The following is a 19,926-nucleotide window of genomic DNA, read 5'->3' on the forward strand; positions in this document are numbered from 1 at the left end:
GCCTCAATACGGTCGAGAGCCATCAGAACGCGAAATGCACAAACGGTGGCGACGGAATTGTCGAGTCACCGAAATCAAGGACACCGCCGGACCGGGCCGCCGGAACAGAATCAACGGTGCCCCATCATCGTCACGGCCCTGTCTTCTTTGATTTCTTCGGCACACTCGCCGACTATCCCGCCGACGGACGTGAAGACCTCCGCCGAACCCGGGCTCTGCTCGCCGGATGGGGGTCCGCGCTGGACAGCGATGCCTTCCATGCCCGATGGGCCGCCTGCTTCGCGCGTCTCGAGCAGCGGGCCCGAACCAGCCATCGCGAGTACCACCTGCGCGACGTCGTCACCAGCTTCCTCGGTGACGCGCTAGCGCGGGCCCCCCGTGCCGACGAGATCGAGGCGTACATCGACTGCTACATCGGCGAGTGGCGCTCCGCCGTGCATGTGCCCGCCGCTGTCGTCGAACTGGTCCGCGACCTCGGCGCCGACCGTGCTCTGGCGGTGGTGAGCAACACCCACCTGGAAACTCTCGTACCCGACCTCCTCATGGCGGCGGGCATCCTGGACGCCTTCGCCGCCGTCGTCACGTCGGTCGAGGTGGGCTGGCGCAAGCCGCACCCGGCGATCTTCCGGACGGCATGCCGCTCGCTGGGCGTCCCGCCGGATACCGTGGTGTTCGCCGGAGACACCTACGACGCCGACTACGTCGGTCCCACTCGGGCGGGAATGAGAGCCTTCCTCATCGACCCGGCCGGCCGAGCGGCGGTGCCGACGAACCGGCGGCTCGGATCAGTGCTGGACCTGCGGGACCGCCTCCCCGTCCGGTGAGGTGTGCGACTGCGCCGCCTGCACGGTTGAACAGCGCCGGCCCGCACCGTCTACGGACGCCGGCTCCACCGCATGGCTTCGTCGATGAGGCCGGCCCGGCGCAGCTCGTGGATCCTCGCCAGCCGCTGGAACCGGCCGGTGGCCAGGTCGTCTGACGTCAGGCCGAACCGGCGGAACGACTCCGCCAGCTGACTGATCCCCGCACGCAGGGTCCACTGCGGCACGAAGGCCGGCACCTCAGCCTGAATCAGATCGCACGACACCTGGTAATCGCGCCGGTCGTGACCGGCGCCGGCGGCGATGCTCAGCCGGCTCCCGGGCAGCACTTCCGCGACCAGTTCCGCGACATCACGGATGAGGTAGTTCTCCTCGCTGCGCCCGACGTTGTACGCCTTGGCGTGTACGACCTCACGGGGCGCCTCCAGGACCGCGAGGAACGCGGCCGCGATGTCCTCGACGTGGACGAGCGGCCGCCACACGATGCCGTCGGATCGCAGCGGCACCTCACCGGCGATCACCGCATGCGCCGTGAGGTCGTTGACCACCAAGTCCCCACGCAACCGCGGGGAGAAGCCGTAGGCCGTCGCGTTACGCAGACAGGTCGGCGAGAAGTCGTCGTCAGCCAGAGCCCACAGACCCCGCTCGGAGAGCACCTTCGACTCCCCGTACGGCGTGACCGGCTCGAACGCCGCCGTCTCGGTGAGCTTCACACCCGCCGCGCCGGCACCGTAGAGCGAGCATGACGACGCGAACACGAACCGGGTGACACCCGCCGATTTCGCCGCGGCCGCCAACCGCAGCGTCGCACGGTGGTTCACCTCGTCGGTGAGGGCGGGGTCGAGATCGCCGAGGGGATCGTTGCACAGCGCTGCCAGATGGACCACCGCGTCGACACCGGCGCACTGCTCGGGGGTCACGTCGCGCACGTCCCCGCGCAGCGTGTCCACCGGCGGCGGGGCCGGTCCCAGCACCCGGTCGGCGAACAGGCCCGTGTCGAGTCCAACCACCGTGTGCCCGGCCGCCAGCAGGCGGGGGGTGACGACACCGCCCAGGTACCCTTCGTGCCCGGTCACCAGTACGCGCACGTCGGCACCTCTCCGTGTGCGCCGGCCGTGGTCACGAACGCCACGCCTTCCACGGCGGGCTGTCGGACTCCCACTGCCCGCGTAACGCGGCCAGATCCTTGGGTGTGTCCACCGGCTGCCAGTATCCATCGTGGCGGTACGCCATCAGTTCGCCGTCGAGGGCCAGGCGCCGCAACGGGTCCTCCTCGAACATCACGTCACGGTCGACCGGCAGATAGCCGTCGACCACCGCACGTTCGATCACGAAGTAGCCGGCGCTGACCCAGCCCTCGGCGGCGGCGGGCTTCTCAGCGAAGCTGACCACCTGGTTCGCGGCACTGAGTTCGAGATGCCCGAAACGCGACGGTGGGGCAACCGCGGTGACCGTCGCCAGTCGCCCGTGCCGGCGGTGATAGCGCATCAGGTCTCCGAGGTCGACGTCAGCGAGCACGTCGCCGTAGGCCACCACCAGCGGCCAGCGGGGCACGTGCCGGGCGAGCCGGCGCAGCCGGGTGCCGGTGCGGGCGCCCTCGCCCGTGTCCACGCAGGTGACCTGCCAGCGGTCGATGGCCGGTTCGTCGAGGTAACGCACCACCGGCTGAGGGCCGAGTTCGATGGTGAAGTCAGCGAGCGCCGGGTACCGCAGGAAGAAGTCCTTGATGACAGCCCCCCGATGACCGAGAGCCAGCAGGAAGTCACGGCTGCCGTGACGCGCCGCCGCGTGCATGATGTGCCACAGCAACGGCCGCCCGCCCACCTCCAGCATCGACTTCGGGAGGCCGCCGGTGATGTCACCCATTCGTTCACCTGAACCGCCGCACAACAATGCCACGGGTGGCGTGTCGGTCACCATACGACTCCTGTTAATGGCGCGAATAGACCCCAGGGCAGATACGGGGATGACGGCGCCGACGCTAACAGCTGGCTCCGACCAGGTAAAGACGCGCACTGGTGGACTGTTCCTTCTCTCCGACGTATCGTCGCGCCGACGACCGGAGCATTGGAGGGCCGATGCAGCGTTTCAGCATGGAACGGACTGCAATTCCAGGAATGCTGCTACTACGCCCGAAACCCATCGCCGACGACCGCGGCTGGTTCATGCGCAGCTTCGCCGCGGACGAGTTCCGTGACTACGGAATCCCCTGCGACGATCTGGTCGAGGAGAACCACTCCCGCTCCCACCGGCACGTCGTGCGCGGCCTCCACTTCCGGACCGACCTGCGTGAGGGCAAGCTGGTCCGGGTGGCACGCGGCGCGATCTACGACGTGGTCGTCGACCTGCGTCCCTCGTCACCGGCCTTCCTCACCTGGGCCGGCGTCGTCCTCGACGACCGCGATCATCACCAGGTCTGGGTGCCACCCGGCTGCGCCCACGGCTTCCAGGCGCTGGCCGAGTCCGACGTGTGCTACCGCGTCAGCGCCCCCTACTCGCCGGACCTCGACGGCTCGGTCGCGTGGGACGACCGCGACCTCGGCATCGACTGGCCCGACCGGGCTCTCGCGCGGGTGTCGGCCCGCGACGCGTCCTCTCCCGCCCTGGCTGAGGTGCGTGGGCGTCTCGACGGCTGGTTCGGGGCGCCGAATGCCGTCTGACCTCTTCGCCGGCGGCTACACGGGCCGGCGAGTCCTCGTCACCGGGCACACCGGCGCGGTGGGCGGTTGGATGACACGGTGGCTCGTGGCTCTGGGCGCCGAGGTGGTCGGCCTGAGCCGGGGCAGACACGCGCCGGTGATGCCACCGCCGGCGGACGTGCACAGTGTCGCCGGCACCGTCACCGATGCCGAACTCATGCGCCACCTGTTCCGGGAGCACCGGGTAGAGACGGTGTTCCACCTCGCCGGCCAGGCTGTCGTCGCCGATGGATTCACCGAACCGCGCCGCACGTTCACCGACAACGTCCTCGGCACCGTCGCGGTGCTCGACGCGGCGCTGACCGAACCCGCGACGCGCGCCGTGGTCGTGATCGGTACCCCGGCCGGCGGGATACCGGCTGGGGACACCCCACTCGCCCCCTATGCCGGGTCGAAGGCCGCGGCCGAAGCCGTGGTGGCCGGATACGCGCACGAACAGACCCAACGGGCCGCCGGCCGCGCCACACCCCTGGCGGTCGCGGTGGCACGTCCTGGCGTCATGGTGGGCGGCGACTGGACTCCGGGCCGCCTGTTGACCGACGTCGTCGCCGCGATCCGGGCCGGCTCGCCGGTCGTGCTCCGCGGTGGTGACGCAGTACGGCCCTGGCAGCACATGCTCGACGGGGTCAGTGGCCTCCTGACCCTCGGGGCGCGGTTGATGTGCGGGCCGGCACCCCGCCGCAGCTACGCCTTCGGCCGTCCACCGGACGAGGATGACAGGACGAGCGCCGAGGTCGTTCGGGCGTTCCTGCGGGCGTACGGTCATCCGGACTGGGCCCTGCGAGCGGGCGGCGGCACCGGCTTGGACCGCCTGACGCTCGACTGCGCCGTGGCCACCCGGGAACTGGGCTGGAAGCCCGTCTGGAACCTGGATCGCACAGTTGCCGCCGCCTCGCGCTGGTACCACGCGCACGGCCGACCGGCAGCGCTCAGCGAGGCCACCGACGCCATCCTCGACGAGTACATCGATGAGGGCCGACGCGCCGGAGCGGTCTGGACGGCGTGAACCCGTCGCTGGACCCGGTGGGCCGATCCTCACCGCGCACGGTCACCGGGTCACCGGTCTCGTACCGCTGACCGGCGGCCTCGGCGGCGTCAGCCTCCCGGCCGACGTTGCGGCGCCTGGTCGAGCGCTACTGGGGTCCGCACCCTTTCACACCGCCAGCACCGACCGGACTCGTTCCTCGGCTCGGTGGGCGATGGCCGCCACGTCCTCGCTGCCCTCGAGCAGACCTTGACGCCAATGGAACCATTGATCACGGTGTCGCCTGCCGTCCGGCATCATGGCCAGCGCCAGCGCACCTCGATCGGTTCGGAAGGCACGCTCGGCCAGCGGCACCGGCCACGTCTCCAGCCGGCCGTCCGGCAGCGCCACCACGTCGACCAGGTCACGCACCGGCTCGACCAACGGCCGCAGCGGTTCCAGCACCGGCGGCAAGCCGCCCCGGAGAGCCTCGTGCACGGCCAGGCCGAGCGCGAACTCGCCGGTGAGCCCGAGTTCCTGGGCGAGCTTGCCGACACGGCCGGCGTCGACCTGCTCCTGCTCGCAGAGCAGCTCGACGTCGAGGTGGCGGATCATCCGCACGTCGTCGTCGACGCAGACGTGGATCCAGCTCAAGGCATGCTCGGACGAGTGGGAGATCAGTTCGACGATCTCCATCTCCACCGGCAGCCGGCGGCAGGCGATCCCACCGAGCACGGACGGCTCCGTCGACGACAGCCACAACGGGCCCCGGGTGACCTCCGTCCGGTTGTACTTGGGCGGAGCGTCGACGTGGACGTCGAAACACGCCGGCTCCACCCCGGCCTCCGGCAGGTCGGAGGTGTTGCGGAAGTACGTGGGGCCGTTGCGGCCCGGCTTCTCCCAGAAGCCCAGCTCCAGCAGGTGGCGTCGCAGTTCGTCGGCACGGTCCTCGGCCACGATCAGATCGAAGTCGCCCAGCATGCGGTGCGCCCGCGACTCGTATCGGGTGGCGATTCCCGCACCCTTGAAGAAGACCAGCTCGCTGACCAGGTTCGGTGCGCGCCCGGCCAACTCCGCCAACGCGTCGTGACAGGTGCGGTAGCGCGCCTCGGCCCGGGCGGCCTGCCGGCGCAGCATCGACAGCACCGACGCCGGCACCTGATCGGCGCAGCCCGCCTCCGTCAGCGCCGCGCAGAGCAGCCCCTCGACCCTGTGCTGCAGCGCGAGCACACCGATCTCCGGCCAGTTGAGTTCCAGGCATCGCTCCGGAAGGTCGGTCCACTGCCGCGCGCTCCGCCCCGGTGTCGCGGCCAGCTGCGCCACGACGTTCTGCTCGCTGGTGCGCCTCCGCGGTTCTGTCCTTGCGTCCACGTCTCCCCCGTCTGCGCTCCGGCTGCCACGGCTCTACCGGCACCCATCCCGGCGCCGGTAGGGGACGAGATTATCGCCGCCCGCACCCCCGTGACTGTGGCGTATTTGCAGGACACGTACGCGCTGGTGTGACCGGTGGCCCCGGCCGCACCATGTACCGGGGCACGCACCACCGCCCCTGCGCCCGGCATGACGCGTACCCGGAGATGACGAAATGATTGATGAGGTCGACCAACTCATCGTGGACGCCGGACGGCTGTGGCTGGCAGCTGCCGACCAGCGCCGTCTCGTCGAACGGTTCTCGGAGGTGTGCCACAGTCTGCCGTGGCCGGCCTTCCTGGACACCGTGGCCAGGATGAGGATCGCCGGCACAGTGTGGTGGAACTTGCGCGGTGCGGCGTACGAGATGGATCCGCACGCCCGCCAGTACCTGGAGTCGCTGTTCCTCTATCACCGTCAGCGCAACGCCGTGCTGCGCGACGAGATCAGCGCCATAGCGGCGGCGTTCGCCGACGACAACGTGCCGGTGGCGTTCCGCAAGGGCGCCTTCCTCGCCTTCCACCGGTATCCGGACACCGGCATGCGGGTGATGAACGACATCGACGTCCTGGTCGACCCGGACCACGCCAAGCGCGCGGCCGAAACGCTCCGGCGACTCGGGTATGGCACCGGCCGGCTCGACGCCGCCGACCGGGTCCTGACTCCCGAGTCGAGGGCCCGCACCGCGTTCTTCCATCTGCACACCAACAATCTTCCGCCGATGAAACGGCCGACCGGCAGCCCCTACGCGACCCACATCCGTGTCGACCCGGTGATCAACCTCTTCCTGCCCGGATCCGGTTACTCGGTGAACGTGGCCGACCTGCTCGCACGGGCGGTGACGGTGCCGCTGGGCGGCGTACCGGCACCCGTGCTGGCGCCTGAGGACTTCCTGCTGGATCTGTGCGCGCACACGTTCAAGGACTGCACCACGATCCGCAGCCTGCACCGGGGCGGCCACCGCCGGATCGCACAGCACTGCGACATCCAGGCACTGGTGGGTTATCCGGGCACGAGCTTCGACTGGGCGGTGTTCGTGGCCACGTCGATCCGGTACGACGTCGCCGCCCCTTGCTACTTCACGCTGGCTCACACCGCCGCCCTCTTCCCCGGCGTGGTCCCGGACCCGGTGATCACCGAACTGGCCGAGGCCGCCGGCCGCGGCCCGGACTTCCTCGACGAGTACGGCCACGTCGATCTGCCGGAACCCCGCCGATGGGAGCAGGACATCCGTACCCGGCTCTTCTCCGGCAGGCTGCCGGGCGACCTGCCGTCCTCGCGGTCGCTGGTGTGAGCCGGACGGGAGCGATGAAATGAACGCCGGCCCCGGTCTCGTCCTCGGCTTCGGCACACTGGTCGCGGGCTTTCTGCTCTATCGAGCGGCCGAACTCGCGATCGGCGGTGCCCGCACCGTGGCGGCGATGCGCCATGCGGCAGCCCGTCCGCGTCCTCCCGTCCCGGCCGGCGAGCAGCCGTCCGTGATCCTGCTACTGCCGATGCTGCGCGAGGACCGGCGGGTCGCCGCCGCCTGCCGGCACATGCTGCCGGTCGTGCGGGCCGGGCGACGGGTCAGCGTGGTGGTGGTGACCGGCGACCGTGAGCGCCACGAGCGGGAGGGGGCACGGCGAGCGCTGCTCGACATGGACTCCGCCGCGCGCCCGGCCGACCGGCTCGCCGGGGCGGCCCGGGCGGTCACCGCGGAGGCGCTGCCCGCCCTGCGGACCGCTGTGCTCGCCGATGACCGGCAGACCGTGAAGCAACTGCTCACGGAGCACTGCCGCCCGACCACCGGTGAACTCGCGGCCCCACTGGTGGAAGCTCTCAACAGAGAGGCCGGCTGGGCGGGATTCCATCATGTCGGCCTCACCGACGAGGGCAGCACCAAGGTCGCCAAACTGAACCGCGCACTCCAGCAGTGGCTGGAGACCTCCGGTGCCGGCCGCCCACCCGACTACGTCGGCGTGTACGACGCCGACTCGCTGCCTGATCTGTCGGTGTTCGACCAGCTCGACACGGTGGTGGCCGAACACCGACAGCGAGGCGCCGCACCACCCGACGTCGTCCAGCAGGTGGCCTGCTACTGCGCCAACCTGCGGTCGCTCACCGGCCGCGGCAGCCTGCTCAGCCTCGCGGACGCGATGACACAGACCAGTTGGGCGCTCGGCTTCGAGTACCCCCTCTACCGCCGTTACGCGGCCGCGGTCGACCGGCGAAGGACTCGGCCCCTGGTGTACTGCGTCGGCCACGGCTGCTTCGTCTCCCACGACTTTCTCCAGCACATCGGCGGATTCCCCGAGGTCAGCCCCACCGACGACCTCGCCCTGGGCTTCATCGCGTCGGTTGTCGGCGCACGGGTGGTACCGGTTCCCGCCCTGGACTACTGCGACATCGCGCCCCATCCGGTTCAGTCCATGCGCCAGGCAGCCTTCTGGTTCTCCGGAGCGGCCGGCTTTCGGCACGTCCTGCGGTACGCGCGAGATCGTTTCGGGCCGGCGACGACCCGGCGGCAGTGGGTTTCGCTGCACCTGGCCGGCATGGTGCGCACCACGGCCTGGGCAGGGCAAGCCGTGGCATGGATGGCGGCACTGGCCCTGGCCGTCGTGAGCGGGCAGTGGGTACTCGCCGCTGTATTGCTGCTCGCCCACGTCGCCTACGTTCAGGTCGCCTACATACAGACGGTGTGGGCGCTGTACCGGCTCCCCGGTGCGCGGGCGGCCACCGGGATCGGCACGGTGCCACGCTGGCGGCTGGTGGCCGGCTCGGTGGCCGCATCCGGCACGTTCCTGATCCGTAGCCTCGGCCCGTTGGCCAGCGTTCTCACGGGCGGACGCACGCTGCCCACCTGGAAGCAGGAGCGGTAGTGCGCGAGGCGGACACCGCTCCGGCAACGGAGATCGACACGGAGGCCCGGTATCTCGCGCAAGCGCGTGCCGCCCTGCGGGCGATGCGGGCGGACGTGCTCGCGACCGAAACCCCCGAATCCGTCGCCGCCGACTCCGACGATGTCTGGCAGAACACGATGTACCGGATGGCGCGGGCCAAGCGCGGCCGTGACCTCGTGGATCTGCCGGACGTGCCGCTCTTCTTCGGCCGGCTCGACTACGAGCCCGGCCTGGTCTACGAGGATGCTGCGGACGACCAGCCCGACCGCGTCTATGTCGGGCGTCGGCACGTGCGTGACGACGAGGGCCGCCCGTTGGTCGTCGACTGGCGGGCGCCGATCTCGGTGCCCTTCTACCAGGCCACCCGGCAAGATCGGCGGGGTGTGCGACTACGTCGCCGCTTCGGCTTCTCCGACATCGCGGAGCTGACGGCCTACGAGGACGAACCCCTGGCCGGCCCCGCCGCCGCCCAGGGCGGCGGCGCCCTCCTGGCGGCCGAGATCGATCGGCCGCGCGCCGGGCCGATGCGCGACATCGTCGCCACCATCCAGCCCGAACAGGATGATCTGGTACGGGCCCCGCTGCAGCCGAGCCTTTGTGTGCAGGGTGCGCCGGGCACCGGCAAGACCGCTGTCGGACTGCACCGGCTGGCGTACCTTCTTTACACGGAGGCCGACCGCCTGACGAATGGCGTGGTGGTCGTCGGGCCGAACCGGTCGTTCCTCGCCTACATCCGGCACGTCCTGCCGGCGCTCGGCGAGGTCGCGGTGCGCCAGCGGACCGTGGAGGAACTCGTCGGTCGCACCGTGACCAGCACCGACACAGCCGAAGTCGCCCGGCTCAAGGGCGATCCGCGGATGGCCGAGATGCTGCGCCGGGCATTGTGGCGCCACGTCGGCGAACCGTCCGACGACCTCGTCTACGCCCAGGGGGCCACCCGGTACCGGGTGGCGCAAGCGCGATTGGCCGAACTGGTCTTCCAGCAGAAGGGCAGCGCTCGCTACGGCACGGGCCGGGCCGGTCTCGCGCAACGCGTGGCCAACCTGGTGCTCATGCAGATGGAACGGCGTGGGGCGACACCCGACGACCGCGATCTCGCCGTGGTGAGCCGCTCGAAACCAGTGCGGGCGCTGCTCGACGCGATCTGGCCGAAACTGACTCCCGAGCAGGTGCTGTTCCGGCTTCTCGCCGACGCGGACGTGCTCGCAGAGGCGGCCGAGGACCTGTTCACCGCCGAGGAGCAGGCGGCGCTGCGGTGGTCCAGACCATACCGGTCGGCGCGCTCGGCCAAGTGGTCGGCTCCCGATGCGGTTCTGCTGGACGAACTGAGCGACCTCATCGACCGTGTGCCGTCGCTGAGCCACCTCATGATCGACGAGGCGCAGGACCTGAGCCCGATGCAATGCCGGGCCCTCGGCAGGCGGTGCCTCACCGGGTCGGTGACGGTGCTCGGTGACATCGCCCAGGGAACCGGGGCGTGGCCTGTCGACGACTGGCCGACGCTCCTCGGTCACCTCGGCAAACCGGAGGCACGACTGGCGTTTCTCGACCGTGGCTTCCGGGTGCCGGAGCAGATCATCCGGTACGCGGCCCGCCTGCTGCCGCACATCTCCCCCGGCCTGCCCGCGCCGACCTCTGTGCGCAGCAGCACGGGCGCTCTGCGGATCACCGCCACGAGCGCCGTCGACCTGCCGGACGCGGTGGTACGAGCCTGCCGGGAATTCCTCGGCCAACCCGGTTCGACCGGGTTGATCTGCGCCGACCAAGACATCGACGTGGTCTCCTGCCGGCTTCGGGCCGACGGGCTCGAAGCGTCCCTGCTCGGTGAGGACGAGGACGCGCTCGAGAGCAACCGGCTCATCTGCGTCCCGGCGAGTCAGAGCAAGGGCCTGGAGTTCGACGCGGTGATCGTCATGGAGCCGGCACACATCGTCGCCGCCGAGCCTCGTGGGCTGCGCCGGCTGTACGTCGTCCTCACCCGGGCGGTGAGCGCCCTGCACATCGTCCATGCCGAGCCCTTGCCCGAGGCCCTGACGGCCCGGCTGGAGCCACGGCCACCGAACGGCACCGGGAGCTGAAGAAGATGGATCGTGTCCTGAACGGATTGTCCCGCCTGGACTGGGAGTCGATGGAACACGCGGAGAAGAGGTGCAGGGGCGCGGTGGAGGAGCTGAGCCGCCCGGGCGCCCTGCGCGAGCTGCTGGCGGGGGTGCTCTCCGACCGGCGGCTGCTGGGCCTCTCGGAACGGCACGCCTGGGGTGACCGGCTCGTGCTCTTCGACGATCCGGTGAATCACTGGCGGGTACGGTTGCACCGCTTCGAGGACCAGGTGGACGACCCGCACAGTCACCAATGGCCGTTCCATACCCGCATCCTGCACGGCTCGTACCGCCATCTGTTGTACGGCACCGAACGCTCGGTCCGGCTGGCGATGGAGAGCAACGGCGGCGTGTTGCCGCCGCCGTCGCTGGTGCGCACCGAGGCAGTCGGCAGTTCGTACGCCATCGACGACCAGATGGTGCACGTCGTGGATACGGAACTGGACACCGTCTCCATCGTCATCCAGGGGCCGCGGCTGAAGAACCGGGCGTTCCGGATCCGCAACGGCGGCATCGTCTCGCAGGAGGGCGGCACGAGACCGTCCCTCGCCTCGATCCGTGCGGTCCGGACCAGCTCCGATCGGGTCGGCGAGGTCGCGGAGCTGGCCCACCGGCTGGGTCTCATCGACTCCCTCCGGATCTGAGCCGGAGCTACTGGCCGGCGAGCCGGACACCACGATCGAGCAAGGACAGCGCGCCCGTCGCGACCAGCAGTCTGTCGTCGGCGTTGTTCAGGCTCGCCGACCGTAGGTCGCGGAAGACCCGTTCCAGCGGGAGGCTCGACGTCCGCATGTAGCCCGTCGACATGCCCACCAACTGCACCAGCCGGTTGACGGCGCCGAACGTCAGTTCCGCAGCGGCCACCTTGACCACGTTGAGGTGGATCTGTGTCGTCGGCTCGTCCAGCGACGTGCCGGCCGCGCGGTGCTCCATCACCTCGGCGGCCGCTCGCTCGACGTACGCGCTCACCAACTCCAGGTCCAGACGCACCCGGGCCAGCCGCTCCCTCACCAGATCCGAGGCCGGGTCGAGGCTGCCCGGCCGCCGCCGGGAACCGATCAACCGGACCACGTCACGCAGGGCTCCCTGCGCGGCACCCAGCCAGCACGCCGCCCAGCCCAGGTGGCCCACCGGGATCATGCTGTCCACGGCCACGTCGCGAAACTCTCCCGGCACTCCCACGACATGGTGCCGCGGCACCGATGCCGTGAGTGTCATCGCGACGCTCTGCGTGCCGCGCATACCGAGCGGATCCCAAGTGCCGGCGGTCTCGTAATCGAGCTGATCACGGTCGACGTAGACCAGGCTCACGCTCTGCCGGCTCGCCTCCTCGCCGGCCCGCATCGTCACCAGGTAGCCGTCCGCGTGCAGCCCACCGGTCACGATGGGCGCTTCCCGCCGCAGATCCAGCAGCTCCCCCGTCTCGTGCAAGGCGGCCGCCGCCGTCAGCAGACGCCCTCCCGTGGCCGCTTCCGTAGTCACCGACGCCAGGTACACCTCGCCGGACGCGATTCGCGGCAGCAGTTCGGTGTGCAGTCGTGGAGTGGCGTGACGCACGAGCGCGTCGACCTGCTGGCAGTGCATCGCCCAGATCATCGCGGTGGAGGAACATGCCGAGGCGAGGGTGCGCCCGACGGTGAGCAGGTCGGACAAGCCGCCGCCCATCCCGCCGTGCTCGGCCGGGACCAGCAGCCCCAGCAGGCCGCTGGCGCGGAGGGCCTGCATCCCCTCCTCCGGGAACCGGGCGGCCGCGTCCACCGCAGCGGCGTGCTCCGTCAGCACCGGCAGCACGGACTCGGCGGCCCGCGACGGTGTCACGGTCATCCGTCGGCCATCCTCGCTCCGGGAGTGACCCGGGCCGTGTGGCGGGTGGGCTCGCGGTGGTGTGCGAGCCTGGAGGCCGACACCACGCCGCCGCCACGCAGCACCACCTCTACCGGGGCTGGGCGGCTGAGGAATCCGGTGAGGCTGGCGGTCATCCCGTACGCCCCGACATTCGGGAAGGTCAACAAGTCACCGGGGACCGGCCGGGACATTCTGACGGCGCGAGCGAGCACATCAGCCGGAGTGCAGAGCGGGCCGGTGATGGTCACCTCGGCGGGGTCGTCACCGGAACTCGCCCGGACGGCCACGGGGACGGGGACCGCGGAGGGCAGCATCCGGCCGATTCCGGACAGCCCGCCCAGGTGGTTGATCCCACTGTCGAGCACGACGAAGGTGCGATCCGCGCGGCGCTTCACGTCCACGACCGAGCAGACCAGCCGGCCGGAGGCGCCGACGATGCGGCGACCCGACTCGAAGGCGACGACCGGGTCGCCGGCGCGCCAGCCGGGCAGGTGGTCGTCCAGCGCCCGCTCGACCGTGCTGCGCACTCCAGGGTAGGCGGGCGCGGCCCCGGGCTGGGCGTAGGGCGCGGCGAACCCGCCCCCGAGATCCACGTAGGACATCCTCAGCCCCGCCTCGTCGCGGAGGCGCGCCGCGAGGCTTATGCTGGCGATGAACTCCGCCGTCAGCCCCTGCTCGTCGCGAGCGTTGCTGATCGGAAAGAAGTGCCCGCCGATCACCCGGGCACCGTCGAGGTCACGAAAACGTGACGGCTCGGCGAAGACCTCCGCCGCCTCCACACCGAACTGGGTCGCGCCGCCGGTCATCCGGAGAGCGGACGCCGCGCTGGCGGACCCCGCTATCCGGATCAGACAGTCGACGGTACGCCCGGCCGCGGCCGCGAGCGCCGCAGTGCGGCGCAGGTCCGCGGCCGACTCGACGGAGAACAGCGACACGCCGGCCGCGAGTGCGGCGTCGACTTCCACCGGCGACTTGGCCGGACCGGTGTAAAGGCACTCGTGACCAGGGAAGCCCGCACCGAGCGCGGCCGCCAGCTCACCCTCCGAACTCACCTCCGCACGGCAGCCACTCTCGCGGGCCTGCCGGGCGAGGTCCGGGTGCGGATTGGCCTTGAGGGAGTAGTAGACGGTGGCGGGGGCGGGGAGGGTCGCCCGCAACTCCCGTACGGCATCGGAGACCTGCTCGAGTTCATAGACATAGAGCGGGCTGCCGAACCGCTCGACGAGCGCGGCGTCCCCGGTCATGGCTCGCATTCTCATGTCCTCCATCCCCTGCGCCCATGCCGACGATGTCGGCACCACGGTCGCGGGGACAGTCCCCCATTGCGGTTACCCGCCGATCAAGAGCCATAGCCCGGGCTGTCGGGTTTCCGCGGCGGCTGGCAGGATCGACACGATGTCACCCTCACTGTTCGCGGTCAGCGACCTGCATGTGAGATACATCGAGAATCGTCACGTGGCCGACCGGATCGAGCCCGAGACCGACGAGGACTGGCTCATCGTCGCGGGCGACGTGGGCGAGATCTTCAGTGAGATCGAACGAACGCTGCGCCGACTCCGCGGCCGGTTCCGTGAGGTGATCTGGGCACCCGGCAATCATGAACTCTGGACGCCCGCCGGCGATCCGGTCCGGCTGCGGGGAGAACAGCGGTATCAGGAACTCGTACGGATGTGCCGGGACAACGGCGTGCTGACCCCGGAGGACGAGTACGCCGTGTGGCGGGGGGCGGGCGGCCCGGTGACGGTGGCCCCTCTCTTCCTGCTCTACGACTACTCGTTCCGGCCGGTGGGGGCCGACACCCGGGAGGAGGCTCTGCGCCAGGCCTACCGGAGCGGGGTGGTCTGCACCGACGAGATGCTGCTGCACTCGGACCCGTACCCGGATCGGGGGTCATGGTGCCATGCCCGGGTCACCGCCACCGAGAAGCGGCTCAGCGCGGCTGATCCGAGGATGCCGACCGTCCTGATCAACCATTGGCCGCTGGTACGGCAGCCGACCGAGGTGCTGTGGTACCCGGAGTTCGCGCAGTGGTGCGGGACGGAGCGAACCGCGGATTGGCACCTGCGATTCGGCGCGGTCGCGGTGGTCTACGGGCACTTGCACATCCCGCGGACCACGTACTACGACGGCGTACGGTTCGAGGAGGTCTCCCTCGGCTACCCCAGGGAGTGGCAACGGCGTGGCCCGGTGGCGCCGAACCCGCTACGCCGGATCCTTCCGGCGCCGTCGTGATCCATGCGACCGGGCCGGCGCCGTCCTCATTCGGTGGCTTGGCCCAGCAACGCGGCGCGGGTCAGTTCGGCCTTGTTCCCCACACCGAGCTTCGTCCTGATCCGCTTGACGTACGTGTCCACCGTGTGCGGGCTGATCCCCAGCCGGGTGGCGACCTGGCCGTGCGTCAGTCCGTGTGCGATCTGCCGTAACACCTGCTTCTCCCGCGGGGACAGCCCGACATCTGGCGGGGACGACTCGGCCTCGACCCGGCCGATGACCGGCTCCGGGGGGTCCGTCTCGGTGCTCGTCGCGACCGAGCCGGCGGCGACCGCTTGAACCACCCTGACCAGCCGGCCCGGAGAGTGGCTCCGCCCGATCACCGCCGACGCGCCGAGCCTCAGATAGGTGTCGTCCTCCGACATGGGCTTGTCGGACAAGATCAGGATCGCGGTGGACTGTGCCGCTGAGGCGATGAAGGCGGGCCGGCTCTCGGACGGCACGGCACCGGGGTCGAGGAGCAGCGCGTCGGCGAGCCAGCAGGGTTCCTGCCCGGGCGCCGGAGCTGCCCTGAGAACCTTGATCCCGGCGTCGGACAGCACCTGCATGAGCCCGACGGTGAATATCGGCGAGCGATGGACGATTTCTACACGAATCATATTATCTCCCCGTAGCACTCCGGGTCCGAATATGGCACACGGGAGGCAATATCCACTCACGACTTTGAATCCCGTACTTCTCCCGTACTACGGTTGCGCGAATGGATCACGGGGGATCTTCACGTAGTACGCCAAGTTCATTCGGGGACCGCTTACGGGTCCAGCGCCGCGCAGCCGGGCTGAGCCAGCGCGACCTCGCCAACCGGGCCGGCCTGAGCGTCGCCACGATCCGCGACATCGAGCAGGGCCGCACCACCCGGCCGCACGGACGTTCGATCCGCATGCTGGCGGACGCCGTCGGCATGCGGATCGACAGCGAGGCCCCCGCACCGGCCCGGGTGCCGCCGGCCCAACCGACGGGCGGCCGCGGACCCCTGCGGGTCTCACTGCTCGGCCCGCTGACCGTCTACCGGGGCGACCTCGAGGCCCGGATCGGATACGGGAAGAGCCGCACCATACTCGGCCGGATGGCCTTGGAAGCCGGTCGGCCGGTTGCGGTCTCGGAGCTGGTGAGCTTGCTATGGGACGTGCCACCGCCCTCGGCGGCCGGCGTGGTCCAGGCATGCGTGTCCCGGTTGCGCAGCGCGCTCGGGGGCCACCACAGGGAGCGGGACAGCGTCCTGCGGCGCACCCTGGCGGGCTATCGGCTGGACCTGAGCGACGATCAGCTCGATGTCGCGGTGTTCCGGCAGCGCGTGGCCGACGCTCGGCACGCCGCGGCTCCACAGCAGGCCATGGAGCTGCTGGAGAAGGCACTCGGACAGTGGCGGGGACGGCCGTTGGCCGACATCCCCCAACTGGAGGTGCATCCGGCGGTGACCGCCCTGGCCGAGGAACGGATCGCCGCCACCATGCTGCACGCCGAACTCGCTGAGTTCACCGGCAGCCCGCAACGGGCGTTGGTGTGGTTGCGGCCGCTGACCAGCCAGCATCCGCTCTACGAGCCGCTGCATGCGCGGTTGATGACGACGCTGGTGGCCAGCGGACTGCAGGCCGACGCGCTGGAGCACTTCAACCGGATCCGCGCACGCCTCGCCGACGAACTGGGCATCGACCCCGGCTCGGAGCTGATCGACCTGTACCGGCGGATCCTCCGGCAGGAACTCCCCGTGGGCGCCCCGCCATCGTCAGCACGCTCCGACACCGTGCCGGCTCCTTCCGTGTCGGCACAACTGCCGGCCGACATCCCGTCCTTCACCGGCCGCCGCGCAAAGCTCCGTGAGCTGGACCGCCTGCTCGAAGCGGGCGATCGCAGCAGCGCGCCGGTCGTCGTCACGATCTCCGGCACGGCGGGTGTCGGAAAGACGGCCCTGGCACTGCACTGGGCCCACCGGGTGCGGGAACGCTTCCCCGACGGTCAGCTCTACCTCGACCTGCGTGGATCGATGGAGGAGCCGGACGGGATGTCGCCCGGGCAGGCGATCGAGCTGATCCTGCGCTCGTTGCACGTACCCCGGGAGCGGATCCCGCACACCCTGGCCGCGCAGACCATGTTGTTGCGCAGCCAGATGGCCGACCGTCGCATGCTGATCATGCTGGACAACGCCGTCAGCGCCGACCAGGTCCGGCCGCTGCTGCCCGGCTCGCCGGCCTGTCTGGTGCTCATCACCAGTTCGCAGTTGCTCACCAGCCTCGTCGCCGAAGGGGCCCACGCCGTACAACTCCGCCTGTTGAGCACGGCCGAATCACGGGATCTGTTGATACACCGGCTCGGCGAACAGCGCATCGCCGCCGAACGCGAGTCGGTGGACGACCTGATCACCTATTGCGCACACCTGCCGCTCGCGCTCTCGGTGGCCGCGGCACGCGCAGCCACCCAACCCGACCTGCCGCTGGCGGCCGTGACCACACAGTTACTAGCCGCGGAGGAGCGGCTGGACGCCCTGGCCACCGGTGATGCCCGAACCGATGTCCGTACCGTGTTCTCGTGGTCCTACCGGGCGCTCGCCCCCGAGGGCGCGCGGTTGTTCCGGTACTTGGCGACGCATCCCGGCCCGGACGCCTCCATCAACGCTCTCGCCAGCCTGGCAGGCTGGCCGGCGGGGTACCTCCGCTCGATCGTCAACGATCTCGTCCGCGCCAACCTTCTGACCGAGCAGGTCCCGGGCCGCTACTCCTGCCACGCACTGCTGCTGTTGTACGCCCAGGAACAGGCTCATGCGGTGGACGACCACACCACGCGGTCGGCGGCACTTCTGCGGGTGTTCGGACACTATCTGCACACCGCTCAGGCGGCGGCCCTACTGATCAACCCGACACGGCAGCAGATCAGCCTGCCGGTTCCCGTGGCGGGCACGGTCGTCACGGACATGGCGGACGGGAATGCGGCATTCGCCTGGATGACCGCGGAGCACTCGGTCCTGCTGAACACCGTGCGGCGCGCTGCGGAGACCGGCCATGACGAGTACGTGTGGCGATTGGCGTGGATGCTCGCCGACTACCTGGACAGGCGCGGGCACTGGCGCGACTGGATGGCGGTCCAGACGGCAGCGGTGGCCGCTGCGCGACGGCTCGGCGATCCGGACGCCGAGGGCCGGTCGGGACAAATGCTGGCCCGTGCCCGGACGAGACTCGGCGACTTCGCCGGCGCGCGACAGGATCTGGCCGGCGTGCTGGCTCTGTACCAGGCGCGGGGGGACACGATCGGCCTGGCGTACACCCACATCGAGCTCGGCGGGACCTGGTCGCGGGCGAACCGGCACCGGCAAGCCCTGGGGCATGCACTGCGGGCCCTCGGCCTCTTCCAGGCCGACGGGCACGCCATGGGCGAGGCGGACGCACTCAATGCCGCCGGATGGTGTCATGCGCAACTCGGCGAGCACGCGGACGCCGTCGTGATGTGCGAACAGGCCCTGGACATCTACCAGCGGCTGGGCCATCCGAACGGCATCGCCGGCGCCTGGGACAGCCTGGGCTGTGCCCAGAGCCGCCTCGGCCTGCACGATGTCGCTGTGGCCTCGCTGCGGCGGGCCCTCGAACTGTGGCAGGAAGCCGGGAACCGGTTCGAGATCGCCGCCACGCTGGCGAACCTCGGTGACGCCCATCATGCGGCCGGCCACGTGGAGGCAGCCCGCGCGACGTGGACCACCGCACTGGCGAAACTGCGCGACCTCGGCCATCCCGATGTCGAGCGGGTCGCCAGATCCCTGCGGATGCTGGGCTGAGCCGATTCCCTCGGCCGTTCGGCCGGGGTCCCGGATTCGCGGGACAAGAACCGGTCTCGCATCGAGCGCTCGCGTTGTTAGGGTGCGCGAGAGACAGGCACCACCTGATCGGGGAGGGCGACACGATGTCGGGTACGTCACCGCAGTTGAGCGTCTTCTTCTTCTCCAGCGTGGACACCGGGCCCTCGGCCGATCGGTACGACTTCGTGCTGCGCACCACCGTTCTGGCGGAACAACTCGGCTTCAGCGCGGTATGGCTGCCGGAACGGCACTTCCACACGTTCGGAGGCCTCTACCCGAACCCGGCGGTGCTGGCGTCCGCCCTGGCCGTCCGCACCGAGCGGATCGCCCTGCGAGCCGGCAGCGTCGTGGCGCCGTTGCACCACCCCGCGCGCATCGCCGAGGACTGGGCGATGGTCGACGCGCTCTCCAACGGACGTGCCGGCCTGTCTCTGGCGACGGGATGGAACCCCGGCGACTTCGTGCTGGGGCGGGGTTCCTTCGACGACCGCCGCGAATCGACGTTCGCCACCGTCGACACACTCCGCGCACTGTGGAGTCGCGCCGAGGTCACATTCCCGGTCAGCGGGAAGCCGGTGCCGGTCCGGACCTATCCGGCGCCCGTCTCCAGCGACCTGCCCCTGTGGCTGACCGCCACCTCGGGACCGGCGACCTATCAGGAAGCGGCTCGGCGCGGCTGCCGGGTGCTGACCGGTTACCTGCAACAGGAGCCGGCCGCGGTGGCGGCCAACATCCGGGAGTATCGGGACACGTACCAGCCGTACCGGCCCGGTGATCAGCCGTGGGTGACGTTGATGATGCATACCTGCGTTGCCGCGGACCGAGCCACCGCCATGGCGACGGTGGCCGGGCCGATGCTGGCCTATCAGCGTCAGTTCCTCGGGCTCGGGGACCGGGCCTTGCGTACCGCCGGGGAGGAGGAACTGACCGAAGACGAGAAGCAGGCCCTCGCCCGGTACGCGGCCTACCGGTACGCCGCCGAGTGCGGCCTGATCGGCGGTCGTGCCGAGGTCACCGCCCGGCTGGCCGAGCTGGCCGCCACCGGCGTCGACGAGGTGGCATGCCTCGTCGACTACGGGCTTCCGGACGACGTCGTCCGGGACACCCTGCACCGGCTCGCGGAGATCAGCGGTCGAGTGACCGCGGTCTGA

The 19,926-nt window shown here is 70.3% G+C and carries 16 protein-coding genes; 10 read left to right on the plus strand and 6 right to left on the minus strand.

What is annotated here, in order from left to right:
* The first annotated feature begins 116 nt into the window (after positions 1 to 116).
* Positions 117 to 824: an HAD family hydrolase gene (locus Aut01nite_RS09035; RefSeq protein WP_052164692.1), complete on the plus strand. Its 708-nt coding sequence runs from the start codon at positions 117 to 119 to the stop codon at positions 822 to 824.
* A 50-nt stretch (positions 825 to 874) separates the two neighbouring features.
* On the opposite strand, the gene Aut01nite_RS09040 is transcribed toward Aut01nite_RS09035, so the two are convergent.
* Together Aut01nite_RS09040 and Aut01nite_RS09045 are read right to left on the minus strand one after the other, a co-directional pair.
* On the minus strand, positions 875 to 1,909 hold the full coding sequence (locus Aut01nite_RS09040) for an NAD-dependent epimerase/dehydratase family protein (protein WP_043533870.1): 1,035 nt from the start codon (positions 1,907 to 1,909) through the stop codon (positions 875 to 877).
* 31 nt (positions 1,910 to 1,940) lie between these two features.
* Positions 1,941 to 2,741: a sugar phosphate nucleotidyltransferase gene (locus Aut01nite_RS09045; RefSeq protein WP_043533871.1), complete on the minus strand. Its 801-nt coding sequence runs from the start codon at positions 2,739 to 2,741 to the stop codon at positions 1,941 to 1,943.
* Positions 2,742 to 2,914: 173 nt separating this feature from the next.
* Here Aut01nite_RS09045 and rfbC point away from each other — a divergent pair, with 173 nt between their 5' ends.
* Both rfbC and Aut01nite_RS09055 read left to right on the plus strand, forming a co-directional pair.
* Entirely contained in the window at positions 2,915 to 3,481 is a 567-nt protein-coding gene (gene rfbC / locus Aut01nite_RS09050) for a dTDP-4-dehydrorhamnose 3,5-epimerase (protein WP_043533883.1), read from the plus strand.
* A complete protein-coding gene (locus Aut01nite_RS09055) occupies positions 3,471 to 4,526 on the plus strand; it encodes an NAD-dependent epimerase/dehydratase family protein (RefSeq protein ID WP_052164695.1) in 1,056 nt (351 codons plus the stop codon). Before rfbC ends, Aut01nite_RS09055 begins: the two co-directional genes overlap by 11 nt.
* Positions 4,527 to 4,673: 147 nt before the next feature.
* Here Aut01nite_RS09055 and Aut01nite_RS09060 read toward each other — a convergent pair whose 3' ends face one another.
* Positions 4,674 to 5,855: a nucleotidyltransferase family protein gene (locus Aut01nite_RS09060; RefSeq protein WP_084000258.1), complete on the minus strand. Its 1,182-nt coding sequence runs from the start codon at positions 5,853 to 5,855 to the stop codon at positions 4,674 to 4,676.
* Between the two features lie 214 nt (positions 5,856 to 6,069).
* Between Aut01nite_RS09060 and Aut01nite_RS09065 the strand changes: the two genes are divergently transcribed.
* The 4 genes from Aut01nite_RS09065 to Aut01nite_RS09080 are packed head-to-tail and all read left to right on the plus strand — an operon-like array spanning position 6,070 to position 11,519.
* A complete protein-coding gene (locus Aut01nite_RS09065) occupies positions 6,070 to 7,188 on the plus strand; it encodes a nucleotidyltransferase domain-containing protein (RefSeq protein ID WP_043533873.1) in 1,119 nt (372 codons plus the stop codon).
* A 19-nt stretch (positions 7,189 to 7,207) separates the two neighbouring features.
* Positions 7,208 to 8,755: a glycosyltransferase family protein gene (locus Aut01nite_RS09070; protein ID WP_043533874.1), complete on the plus strand. Its 1,548-nt coding sequence runs from the start codon at positions 7,208 to 7,210 to the stop codon at positions 8,753 to 8,755.
* Positions 8,755 to 10,854, plus strand: a complete 2,100-nt coding sequence (locus Aut01nite_RS09075) for a HelD family protein (RefSeq protein WP_043533875.1) — start codon at positions 8,755 to 8,757, stop codon at positions 10,852 to 10,854. Before Aut01nite_RS09070 ends, Aut01nite_RS09075 begins: the two co-directional genes overlap by 1 nt.
* Before the next feature lie 5 nt (positions 10,855 to 10,859).
* On the plus strand, positions 10,860 to 11,519 hold the full coding sequence (locus Aut01nite_RS09080; protein ID WP_152629166.1) for a hypothetical protein: 660 nt from the start codon (positions 10,860 to 10,862) through the stop codon (positions 11,517 to 11,519).
* A 7-nt stretch (positions 11,520 to 11,526) separates the two neighbouring features.
* Here the strand turns inward: Aut01nite_RS09080 and Aut01nite_RS09085 are convergent, their stop codons facing one another.
* Both Aut01nite_RS09085 and Aut01nite_RS09090 read right to left on the minus strand, forming a co-directional pair.
* Complete coding sequence (locus Aut01nite_RS09085) at positions 11,527 to 12,699, minus strand: acyl-CoA dehydrogenase family protein (RefSeq protein WP_043533886.1); 1,173 nt, start codon at positions 12,697 to 12,699, stop codon at positions 11,527 to 11,529.
* Positions 12,696 to 13,979, minus strand: a complete 1,284-nt coding sequence (locus Aut01nite_RS09090; RefSeq protein WP_236643236.1) for a type III PLP-dependent enzyme domain-containing protein — start codon at positions 13,977 to 13,979, stop codon at positions 12,696 to 12,698. Before Aut01nite_RS09090 ends, Aut01nite_RS09085 begins: the two co-directional genes overlap by 4 nt.
* Before the next feature lie 136 nt (positions 13,980 to 14,115).
* On the opposite strand from Aut01nite_RS09090, the gene Aut01nite_RS09095 reads away from it, so the two are divergent.
* Positions 14,116 to 14,952, plus strand: a complete 837-nt coding sequence (locus Aut01nite_RS09095; RefSeq protein WP_043533876.1) for a metallophosphoesterase family protein — start codon at positions 14,116 to 14,118, stop codon at positions 14,950 to 14,952.
* A gap of 26 nt (positions 14,953 to 14,978) precedes the next feature.
* Here Aut01nite_RS09095 and Aut01nite_RS09100 read toward each other — a convergent pair whose 3' ends face one another.
* On the minus strand, positions 14,979 to 15,539 hold the full coding sequence (locus Aut01nite_RS09100) for a helix-turn-helix transcriptional regulator (RefSeq protein ID WP_052164698.1): 561 nt from the start codon (positions 15,537 to 15,539) through the stop codon (positions 14,979 to 14,981).
* A 152-nt stretch (positions 15,540 to 15,691) separates the two neighbouring features.
* Between Aut01nite_RS09100 and Aut01nite_RS09105 the strand changes: the two genes are divergently transcribed.
* Both Aut01nite_RS09105 and Aut01nite_RS09110 read left to right on the plus strand, forming a co-directional pair.
* Positions 15,692 to 18,754 carry a BTAD domain-containing putative transcriptional regulator gene (locus Aut01nite_RS09105; RefSeq protein ID WP_204037481.1) on the plus strand — a complete coding sequence of 1,021 codons (3,063 nt, stop codon included), beginning with the start codon at positions 15,692 to 15,694 and terminating at the stop codon, positions 18,752 to 18,754.
* Positions 18,755 to 18,879: 125 nt separating this feature from the next.
* The gene (locus Aut01nite_RS09110; protein ID WP_043522912.1) at positions 18,880 to 19,926 is read left to right on the plus strand and encodes a MupA/Atu3671 family FMN-dependent luciferase-like monooxygenase; all 1,047 of its coding nucleotides are present in this window, start codon (positions 18,880 to 18,882) and stop codon (positions 19,924 to 19,926) included.

The organism is Actinoplanes utahensis, from assembly GCF_016862455.1.
GTDB lineage: Bacteria > Actinomycetota > Actinomycetes > Mycobacteriales > Micromonosporaceae > Actinoplanes > Actinoplanes utahensis.

Coding starts and splice junctions, on each gene's coding strand:
- Aut01nite_RS09055 (WP_052164695.1), top strand. CDS start 3,471: ATGCCGTCTGACCTCTTCGCCGGCGGCTACACGGGCCGGCGAGTCCTC.
- Aut01nite_RS09070 (WP_043533874.1), top strand. CDS start 7,208: ATGAACGCCGGCCCCGGTCTCGTCCTCGGCTTCGGCACACTGGTCGCG.
- Aut01nite_RS09065 (WP_043533873.1), top strand. CDS start 6,070: ATGATTGATGAGGTCGACCAACTCATCGTGGACGCCGGACGGCTGTGG.
- Aut01nite_RS09080 (WP_152629166.1), top strand. CDS start 10,860: ATGGATCGTGTCCTGAACGGATTGTCCCGCCTGGACTGGGAGTCGATG.
- Aut01nite_RS09045 (WP_043533871.1), bottom strand. CDS start 2,741: ATGGTGACCGACACGCCACCCGTGGCATTGTTGTGCGGCGGTTCAGGT.
- rfbC (WP_043533883.1), top strand. CDS start 2,915: ATGGAACGGACTGCAATTCCAGGAATGCTGCTACTACGCCCGAAACCC.
- Aut01nite_RS09110 (WP_043522912.1), top strand. CDS start 18,880: ATGTCGGGTACGTCACCGCAGTTGAGCGTCTTCTTCTTCTCCAGCGTG.
- Aut01nite_RS09085 (WP_043533886.1), bottom strand. CDS start 12,699: ATGACCGTGACACCGTCGCGGGCCGCCGAGTCCGTGCTGCCGGTGCTG.
- Aut01nite_RS09100 (WP_052164698.1), bottom strand. CDS start 15,539: ATGCAGGTGCTGTCCGACGCCGGGATCAAGGTTCTCAGGGCAGCTCCG.
- Aut01nite_RS09105 (WP_204037481.1), top strand. CDS start 15,692: ATGGATCACGGGGGATCTTCACGTAGTACGCCAAGTTCATTCGGGGAC.
- Aut01nite_RS09095 (WP_043533876.1), top strand. CDS start 14,116: ATGTCACCCTCACTGTTCGCGGTCAGCGACCTGCATGTGAGATACATC.
- Aut01nite_RS09090 (WP_236643236.1), bottom strand. CDS start 13,979: ATGAGAATGCGAGCCATGACCGGGGACGCCGCGCTCGTCGAGCGGTTC.